The organism is Apilactobacillus sp. EABW-1NA (assembly GCF_030398685.1).
Classification (GTDB): domain Bacteria; phylum Bacillota; class Bacilli; order Lactobacillales; family Lactobacillaceae; genus Apilactobacillus; species Apilactobacillus waqarii.
Genome location: NZ_JAPDKO010000015.1, coordinates 26410 through 34365 on the forward strand (window position 1 = coordinate 26410; position 7956 = coordinate 34365).

Genomic DNA, 7956 nt, shown 5'->3' on the forward strand with positions numbered 1-7956 from the left:
CAATAGTTGGATCTTTCTGATAGGTAATAAACAATTCCCCAGTAAGATTTTCACTTACATAATTCTAATATTTATTATTTAAGAAATGTTATTACATATTAAAATTAATGTCAAGGAATTTAACAATTGATGAATTTTATTCAACAAACTTATTACTATCTATTTGTTGTTTTGATTGAATTTTACAAAGTATAGAATTGTCATGATTAATAGGAAGAAGATTCCGATAATCAAAGGAATTCTAGTAGAAGGGTTAATGAACATGAAAACCAAGGTAACTGCTAAAAAGATTAGCGTAATGTAATTACTGATAGGTGATAGTGGCATCTTGAATGGATGGTTCACTAATTCTTCTGGATGTTGCTTTCTGAAACGAATTTGAGATACCAAAATAACAACCCATGGCACCATACCTGGTAGTACAGATGAACTGTATACGTACACAAAGATTTGGTTTGCTGATGGGAAGAAGATTGGTAGTAGGACGTTTAATAATAGTCCAATTAAAATCCCAGCTGAGATACTGATTACTGAAACGTATGGAACACCGTGACGATTTAACTTCTTGAATACCTTTGGAAGTTGACCCTCTTCGGATAGTAAGAATTCCATACGACTAGCACTATAAATTCCAGAGTTAGATCCAGATAGTGCAGCTGTTACCACAACGAAGTTAATGATTGAAGCAGCTGCGGTGATACCTACTTGTGAGAATGTTTCTACGAATGGTGAACCGATTTGGCTAATCTTGTCCCAAGGGTAAATACTTAGGATAACGAAGATAGCACCAATGTAGAAGATTAGGATACGACCAATGGTATCTTGGATGGCCTTTACTAGTGTTTGCTTAGGATTTTCAGCTTCACCGGCAGTTACACCAATTAATTCAATTCCTTGGTATGAAGCAATTACGATTGCTAAAGCGAAGAAGAATCCCTTAAATCCGTTTGCGAAGAAACCATGGCTCCAGATGTTTGAGATACCAGTTGGGTGAATACCATTAAAACCAAATACGATGATGACCAAGCCAATGATAATCATGGCGATGATGGTAACAACTTTAACTAACGCAAACCAGTATTCTAGTTCACCAAAGGCACTTACTGATACTAGATTGGCAATACATAAAAATACGATGGCAATGATTCCAGGAAGCCAAGATGGTAAATGTGGCCACCAGAACTGCATATATGTACCGATGGCAATGACTTCTGAAATACCAACAACAATGTATTGGAAGACATTACTCCATGCGGTTAAATAACCAAATACAGGGTGTAGGTATTCTGAGGCAAACTGTGAGAATGATCCAGTAACTGGATGCACGTATAACATTTCACCTAAGGCACGCATAATTAGGTATAAGAATAATCCTGCAATCGCATAGTCTAGTAATACTGAAGGACCAGTCCAACCAATTGTGGACTTGGCACCCATGAATAGGCCAACCCCGATAGTTCCACCTAACGCAATCATCTTCATGTGACGTGCGCTAAGCTTTCTTTCTAACTTATCATTATTTTTTGACAATATTTCCACCTTCTTGAATTTATTTGAGGCGGGGAAACAAAAAAACGCCTCCGACACTTATGTGTCAGGGACGTCTATATTAACGTGGTTCCACCCATCTTTAGCATTATAGATATCTATAATGCCCTCATATTAGTCATTAAAAATAATATCGATTTACATAGAATAGAAAAGTGGTAACCGTTTAACTGCAATAAATTACTTACAGAAAAATGTAATTCTCTCTGGAAAGCATCATTAAGCGGACATGTCTTTTCTTTAACAACTAATATTGTATACTCGCAAAAGACAGGTGTCAATTAAATGATTACAAAAATTACTTATTACTTTCGTTTGTTCTTTCCAAACGGTGTTGAAGATCAATGATTGTATCCATTGCATCAGCAAATTCTTCATCACTGTAGTTAAGTCGGTTCAAACATCCTTGAACTGATTCCACAATTGGGTCTTTTTTGTCTTTTCCTAACTGTGTTAAGTGAATTAGGACACGACGTTCATCGGCTTTATCACGATTTCTTGTAATCCAACCAGCTTTTTCCAAACGTTTCAATAATGGGGTCAAAGTACCGTTTGAAAGACCTAATTTTTGACTTAGGTAGTTAACGGTTACTCCATCATTTTCCCACAATGAAAGTAGGGTAATGTATTGAACGTAAGTTAAGTTGAATTTTTCTAGTGGTTCTTGATAGAACTTGTTAAATAATTGGTGTGCTCGGGAAATTTGAAAACAAATTTGATCATTTAGAGTCACTTCTTTTGGCATAATGCAAAACTCCTTTCATTTGTTCGGTGGATTTTGTCTAGCAAGTGATTATATTGTATACAATATTAAAGAATATCACTAAATTTCAATTGGTCAATAAAATAGACACTGTGATTTTATACACGGTGCCTATTTGAGTGCAATATATAAGGAATATTATGCAGTTTGTAATTTTTGTTTTTTATTTTTCTTAGCTTGGCGTTTTGCGATTAGTTCATCATCTGTTTTGAACTTTCTGATGAAGACAAAGATGATAAATCCAATTACGAAGAAGATTCCGGCATAAACAATTGAACCGGCAATGATTTGGTTCAATGTTAGACGGGTCATCATGTGCTTCATACCATCTTGAATTTGTTTTTCAACGAAGAAGAAGTTGAATGGGTTCCAAATAAGTTGACGGTTATTGTAAATGAAGATCATGAAGATACCGGCAATTATTTCAGTGATGTAATTTAAGGCAACACCGAATGCAATGGCGCCATACCATGTTTTACAAAACCCAATAACCATGATTACGAATGATTCAAAAATGAATACGTAAGCAATGTTACCTAATGTTGCCCATTGTAATTCTAGCGCTAACTTACCAGCAAAGGTGCTTTCGGGGAAGACTAGGTATTTCATAAAAATGATGGTTAGAACTGAAAGAGCTAGTAGGATGAAGTATCCAACCATGCAAGTAATAACCTTTGAGAAGAAGATAGTTGTCTTGCTGTGTCTTTCCATGTTTTGTCGAACTTGTTTATTACTGTCGACACCAGCAAATCTGGTTGCAGTAATGATAGTAGCAAGTAATTCAATAACAGGGGTGATTCCACCAAATGTGTTCATTAGCTTGTAACCATCTAAGGTTCTAGTGTCTTTACCAATAACAGCCATTAGGATAGTAACAATAACTAAGAAAACTGCCATTGCAAGAAAAATAAGACGGTTTTTCTTGTTCATTTCTTGTTTTAATAAATCAACCAATACGTTGGCCTCCAAATCTTTATTCGAAATTAATCAATAACAAGAGTTTATCACTTTTAATGCGTTCATTCCAATAAAAAAAGCGACTAATCAATAATTAAGTCGCTTTTTTCTACTATATTATTATTAGACATTACGACGGTTGTAAACAACGTAAGTAATTAATAGGAAGACAATTCCCCAAATGATTGATCCAACTCTCATTTCATTCAATGATAGCTTAGTCATTTCTGACATCATTGGGCTGATTGTTTGTGAGTAAACATTTAGGAATGTTAGTGGAATGTATTTAACCCATGAGTGATAGTAAATAAAGATGCTTAAGAATGGGTTAATGATGCTAACTACGAAGTAGAAAACAATTCCGATGGCGATTGCTACGGCGTTACTCTTGAATAGGCAACTAATTAGTAATACAAGAGATAACATTAAGAATAGGTAGAAACTCATACCACTAATTCTGTTACCAAATACATCAAAAGGAATTGAACGCATCTTGTTGAATAATGCATTTGCGATTAAAGTTGAAACGAATGAAACAACTAGTAGGTAGACGTACATAACAACGATTGTTACTAGTTTTGATATGAAAATCTTTCCACGTGAGAATTGACGAGCAAACAAGTACTTAACAGTATTGTTTGAGAAGTCAGTAGTAAGAATTGAACTAGCAAAGACGATCATAGCAACCAAGACAACGATGATGGCTGATGAGAAGATTGGGCCGTTTGCGTTGATTTGGCTTAATTCTTTAGATGAGTGATACACAAATCCAGCAAATAGTGCCATTGCTAGTGTAACGATACCCCATCCGATGTAAAACTTACCGTGTAATTGTTTGTATAGTTCTTGTCTGATTAAAGTTAACATTATTTAGCCTCCTTATTGTTATCACTTGATAGAAGCTTCAATAGTGATTCTTCTAGGTCAGTTTGGTTTCTTGAAACGTTTTCAATTTCAATTCCTGCTTGGTTCAATGCTGATAGACCAGCGTTCATTGCGGTTGAATCGTTGTTGTCTTCGATTTCAACAGTCTTGTCGTAAACAGTGGCAGTGAAACCAGCTGCGTCAAGAGCACTCTTAGCAGCGTCAGTGTCTTTAACTTCGAACTTAATAGTCTTAGGACCTTCTGATAGGAATGACTTAGCGTCTGACTTCTTGATTACCTTACCGTGGTTAATTACTACATAGTAATCAGCGATACGTGATAGTTCATCAAGTAAGTGACTTGAGATAAGGATACTAATGCCACGTTTTGATAATTTTACAAGTAGGTCACGTAAATCATGAGTTGATTGTGGATCTAGACCATTCATAGGTTCATCTAAGATTAGTAGCTTAGGGTGGTTAAGCAATGAAATAGCAATTCCTAAACGTTGTTTCATACCTAATGAGTACTTCTTTGCTTTTCTGTCAGCAAATTCAGTGATTTGAGTTTCTTCCATAATTTCTTGCATTTCTTCGGCGGTGGTAGAACCGTCATTGAAAAGCTTTAGGTTTTGACGACCAGTTAGATTCAAGTATGGAGCAGGTGATTCAATCATTGAACCAACGTTTTCTAGACTGCTACGCTTGTTTTTAGTTAATTCTTTTCCATCAATTTTAATGCTACCTGAGTTGTAGTCGGTTAGACCAACGATACTCTTCATAATAGTAGACTTACCAGCACCGTTTGGTCCGATTAGACCAAGAATGGTACCAGGTTCGATATCAAATGAAACATCGAATAGAGCTTGTTTTCTTCCGAAAAACTTGTTTAAGCTTTGAACTTCAAGAGTTTTCATAGTGCATCTCCTTATAATAATAGTTAATTACTTATGTAACTAACTGTATACATTTTTCTTTTAAAAGTCAATTCTTTTTCATGAAACTTAAGAAAGTCTTAAGAGCTTTCAGATCAGACTTAAGAATAGTTTTGTTTCACAACTGAAATAAAATGTAACATTCCTGTAACATAACTCTAACAAGATAGTAAAACTGGTTCGTTATGTTATTCAAGTAATTTTAAGGAGGGAAAACATTATATGCATTCGAATAATAAGATGATTACCTTTGCAGTATTGGTATCATTATTGATTGCGACATTGTTTTTAATACCACAAACCGCAAAAGCTGATTCAGTTGCTACACCAACTACACCAGCTCAGACAAAGACCGTTCAAGGAACTGCTAAGAAGAAAGCTGCTAAACATGTTAAAAAGGTACGCAAACACAAGAAAGTATCTAAGAAGGCTAAGAAAGTAGCAAGAACTCACAAGAAGGCAGCTAAGAAACACACTGTAAAACGTGTTAAGAAGCATGCCGTAAAGAAGATTGTTAGTTCTAGACGTATCAAGAAACATTCAACTTACAAAGTAAGAAAACATTTATCAAGAGCAAATGCTGCTGCTAAAGCATGGATTGCTAACCATGAATCAGGTGGTTCATACACCGCCTCAAACGGTTCATGTTACGGTAAATACCAATTATTAATCAGTTACTACGGTGGTAACTTATCTCATAAGAACCAAGAACGTACTGCTAACAACTACGTTAAGAGTCGTTACGGATCATGGGTAAAAGCCAAAGCATTTTGGTTATCACATAATTGGTACTAATGAAAAGAACCCCAAAGAGGGTTCTTTTTTTGTAGTCTTTTTCATCTAGTATTGAAAACTAGATTACATAGTTATATAATTAAATAAACATTAATAGAGGTACTTTATATATGAACAACGACTTAAAACAAAAGACTACCGATTCAGTGAAGCAAAAATTTAACTGGATTAAGGATAAGACATACTACCTATTAAACGAAATCTTTAGTGCAATCACCCACGGAATAGGAGAACTACTTGCAATCATCGGTGCTGTCGCATTGATTATTCATGGTGTTCACGTTGGTGGTGCAATGAGAATTACTAGTTTCGTGATTTACTCAATCACTTTAGTAACTTTCTACATTGCTTCTACCATGTTTCATAGCCTATATTTCACCCGTGTCGAAAAGTTATTCCAAATTTTTGATCACTCAGCAATCTACCTACTAATTGCTGGAAGCTACACACCATACTGTCTAATCGCAATTAGTGGCTGTTTAGGTTGGGTTATCCTAACTGTAATCTGGATTATGACAGTGCTAGGAATTATTTACAAGGCATTGTGGATGGGTAAATTAAAGACACTTTCTACTATCATCTACGTTGTGATGGGGTGGATGTGTCTACTAGGAATCGTTAAACTATATGATTACCTAGGAATTCATGGTTTCCTATTACTACTATTCGGTGGAATTGCATTTACTGTCGGAGCTTTAATTTACAGTTTCCCAAAAATTCCATTTGGCCACGTTATTTGGCACGTCTTTGTAATGATTGGGACCATCTTGATGTATTTCTCAATTTATTTCTATGTATAAAAAATAACGCTAGGTTAGATATTCTAACTTAGCGTTTTTATTTTGCACTGAATAGGTTTAACAAAACGACACCTATAATAATAAAGACGATGCCAATCATGCTCATGACGTTAATTTGTTCCTTGTACACCAAAGATGCGATTGCGGTGGTGGCAAGAATTCCTAGTGCGCTCCAGTTAGCGTAGGCAATGTTTAGCGGGATTTTAACCATAGCAATTGATAAAAAGTAAAAACATAGTGCAAATGAAATTAGCGATCCGATTGTTGGCAGTATCTTAGTAAAACCCATCGACATCTTTAAGAGGTTTGTACCGATGAGTTCACCAATAATAGCAAGCGCTAAAAATAAATAATAGAACATATTAATTTACCTCATCGAAAAATAATATTAAGCTGATACCTAAATAATATCACTTAAGTTTTTATTTGTTCATTAAAAAAATTGAGCAAAAGGGTTTACTAACTAAAAGTAAGTGATATAATATTAGTTAATCAATCAGATATAACAAAAGGAGAGATACAATATGAAAACAGAACTACTTGATTTACAAAAGAACCGTCGTACTATTTACGCATTAGGTCGTAATGTTGAACAAAGCCAAGATGAATTAGCAAACTTCATCAAAGCTTCAATTAAGGAAGCTCCATCAGCTTTCAACAGTCAATCAACTCGTGCCGTTATTCTATTTAACGACAACCAAGACAAAGTATGGGACATCACTTTAGATAACTTAAAGCCACATTTAAAGGATGAAGATGCCCTAAAGGCAACTACTGACAAGATCAACGGTTTTAAGAATGGTTATGCTACAATTCTATTCTTCACTGACATGGATGTTGTTCATGGATTAGAAAAGAATTTCCCAGCATACGCTGACAACTTCTATGACTGGTCAGAACAAGCTCAAGGTAACGCTCAATACGCTGTATGGACTGGCTTAGCTGAAAATGGTCTAGGTGCGAACCTACAACATTACAACCCACTAATCGACGAAGATGTAGCTAAGGAATTCGATATTCCAGCTAACTGGAGACTACGTGCTGAAATGGTATTTGGGTCAATCGAAGCACCAGCACAATCAAAGGATTACATGGATGACGAAGATCGTTTCAAGGTATTCAAGTAATAACAATCCCAATAAATAAAATAAAAAAAGATAGGTCATAAGACCTGACCTGAACCCCTAAAATTGGAAGATGGTTATGCTATTTTCTGGGAGGAATTGATCCGGTATTCAACCGGTGACATTCCTCCCAGTTTTTGTTTTATACGATAATTGTTGTAATAAGATAT

10 protein-coding genes are annotated in these 7956 nt (G+C 35.3%); 3 read left to right on the top strand and 7 right to left on the bottom strand.

The window, feature by feature from the left end:
• Nucleotides 1-159: 159 nt before the first annotated feature.
• The 5 genes from OEZ61_RS05390 to OEZ61_RS05410 all read right to left on the bottom strand — a co-directional run bounded on the left by OEZ61_RS05390 (nucleotide 160) and on the right by OEZ61_RS05410 (nucleotide 5049).
• Nucleotides 160-1482 (bottom strand): amino acid permease, encoded by a 1323-nt coding sequence (locus OEZ61_RS05390; RefSeq protein WP_053796029.1) that lies wholly within the window; start codon nucleotides 1480-1482, stop codon nucleotides 160-162.
• Between the two features lie 364 nt (nucleotides 1483-1846).
• Nucleotides 1847-2293: a MarR family transcriptional regulator gene (locus OEZ61_RS05395; protein WP_138742082.1), complete on the bottom strand. Its 447-nt coding sequence runs from the start codon at nucleotides 2291-2293 to the stop codon at nucleotides 1847-1849.
• Between the two features lie 156 nt (nucleotides 2294-2449).
• Nucleotides 2450-3265, bottom strand: coding sequence for a hypothetical protein (locus OEZ61_RS05400; RefSeq protein ID WP_248597112.1), 816 nt, complete (start codon nucleotides 3263-3265; stop codon nucleotides 2450-2452).
• Nucleotides 3266-3391: 126 nt separating this feature from the next.
• Entirely contained in the window at nucleotides 3392-4135 is a 744-nt protein-coding gene (locus OEZ61_RS05405) for an ABC transporter permease (protein WP_053795833.1), read from the bottom strand.
• Entirely contained in the window at nucleotides 4135-5049 is a 915-nt protein-coding gene (locus OEZ61_RS05410; RefSeq protein WP_053795832.1) for an ABC transporter ATP-binding protein, read from the bottom strand. The genes OEZ61_RS05405 and OEZ61_RS05410 overlap by 1 nt, the downstream gene beginning before the upstream one ends.
• Nucleotides 5050-5289: 240 nt before the next feature.
• Here OEZ61_RS05410 and OEZ61_RS05415 point away from each other — a divergent pair, with 240 nt between their 5' ends.
• Together OEZ61_RS05415 and OEZ61_RS05420 are read left to right on the top strand one after the other, a co-directional pair.
• Entirely contained in the window at nucleotides 5290-5862 is a 573-nt protein-coding gene (locus OEZ61_RS05415) for a hypothetical protein (RefSeq protein WP_053792980.1), read from the top strand.
• Nucleotides 5863-5972: 110 nt separating this feature from the next.
• Entirely contained in the window at nucleotides 5973-6662 is a 690-nt protein-coding gene (locus OEZ61_RS05420) for a hemolysin III family protein (protein WP_290047120.1), read from the top strand.
• A 37-nt stretch (nucleotides 6663-6699) separates the two neighbouring features.
• On the opposite strand, the gene OEZ61_RS05425 is transcribed toward OEZ61_RS05420, so the two are convergent.
• The gene (locus tag OEZ61_RS05425) at nucleotides 6700-7023 is read right to left on the bottom strand and encodes a multidrug efflux SMR transporter (RefSeq protein ID WP_041153081.1); all 324 of its coding nucleotides are present in this window, start codon (nucleotides 7021-7023) and stop codon (nucleotides 6700-6702) included.
• Nucleotides 7024-7186: 163 nt separating this feature from the next.
• Here OEZ61_RS05425 and OEZ61_RS05430 point away from each other — a divergent pair, with 163 nt between their 5' ends.
• Nucleotides 7187-7789 carry a nitroreductase family protein gene (locus OEZ61_RS05430; RefSeq protein WP_140967675.1) on the top strand — a complete coding sequence of 201 codons (603 nt, stop codon included), beginning with the start codon at nucleotides 7187-7189 and terminating at the stop codon, nucleotides 7787-7789.
• 74 nt (nucleotides 7790-7863) lie between these two features.
• Here OEZ61_RS05430 and OEZ61_RS08200 read toward each other — a convergent pair whose 3' ends face one another.
• Complete coding sequence (locus OEZ61_RS08200) at nucleotides 7864-7956, bottom strand: IS3 family transposase (protein WP_080719905.1); 93 nt, start codon at nucleotides 7954-7956, stop codon at nucleotides 7864-7866.

Coding starts and splice junctions, on each gene's coding strand:
- OEZ61_RS05390 (WP_053796029.1), bottom strand. CDS start 1,482: ATGAAGATGATTGCGTTAGGTGGAACTATCGGGGTTGGCCTATTCATG.
- OEZ61_RS05395 (WP_138742082.1), bottom strand. CDS start 2,293: ATGCCAAAAGAAGTGACTCTAAATGATCAAATTTGTTTTCAAATTTCC.
- OEZ61_RS05405 (WP_053795833.1), bottom strand. CDS start 4,135: ATGTTAACTTTAATCAGACAAGAACTATACAAACAATTACACGGTAAG.
- OEZ61_RS05410 (WP_053795832.1), bottom strand. CDS start 5,049: ATGAAAACTCTTGAAGTTCAAAGCTTAAACAAGTTTTTCGGAAGAAAA.
- OEZ61_RS05415 (WP_053792980.1), top strand. CDS start 5,290: ATGCATTCGAATAATAAGATGATTACCTTTGCAGTATTGGTATCATTA.
- OEZ61_RS05420 (WP_290047120.1), top strand. CDS start 5,973: ATGAACAACGACTTAAAACAAAAGACTACCGATTCAGTGAAGCAAAAA.
- OEZ61_RS05425 (WP_041153081.1), bottom strand. CDS start 7,023: ATGTTCTATTATTTATTTTTAGCGCTTGCTATTATTGGTGAACTCATC.
- OEZ61_RS05430 (WP_140967675.1), top strand. CDS start 7,187: ATGAAAACAGAACTACTTGATTTACAAAAGAACCGTCGTACTATTTAC.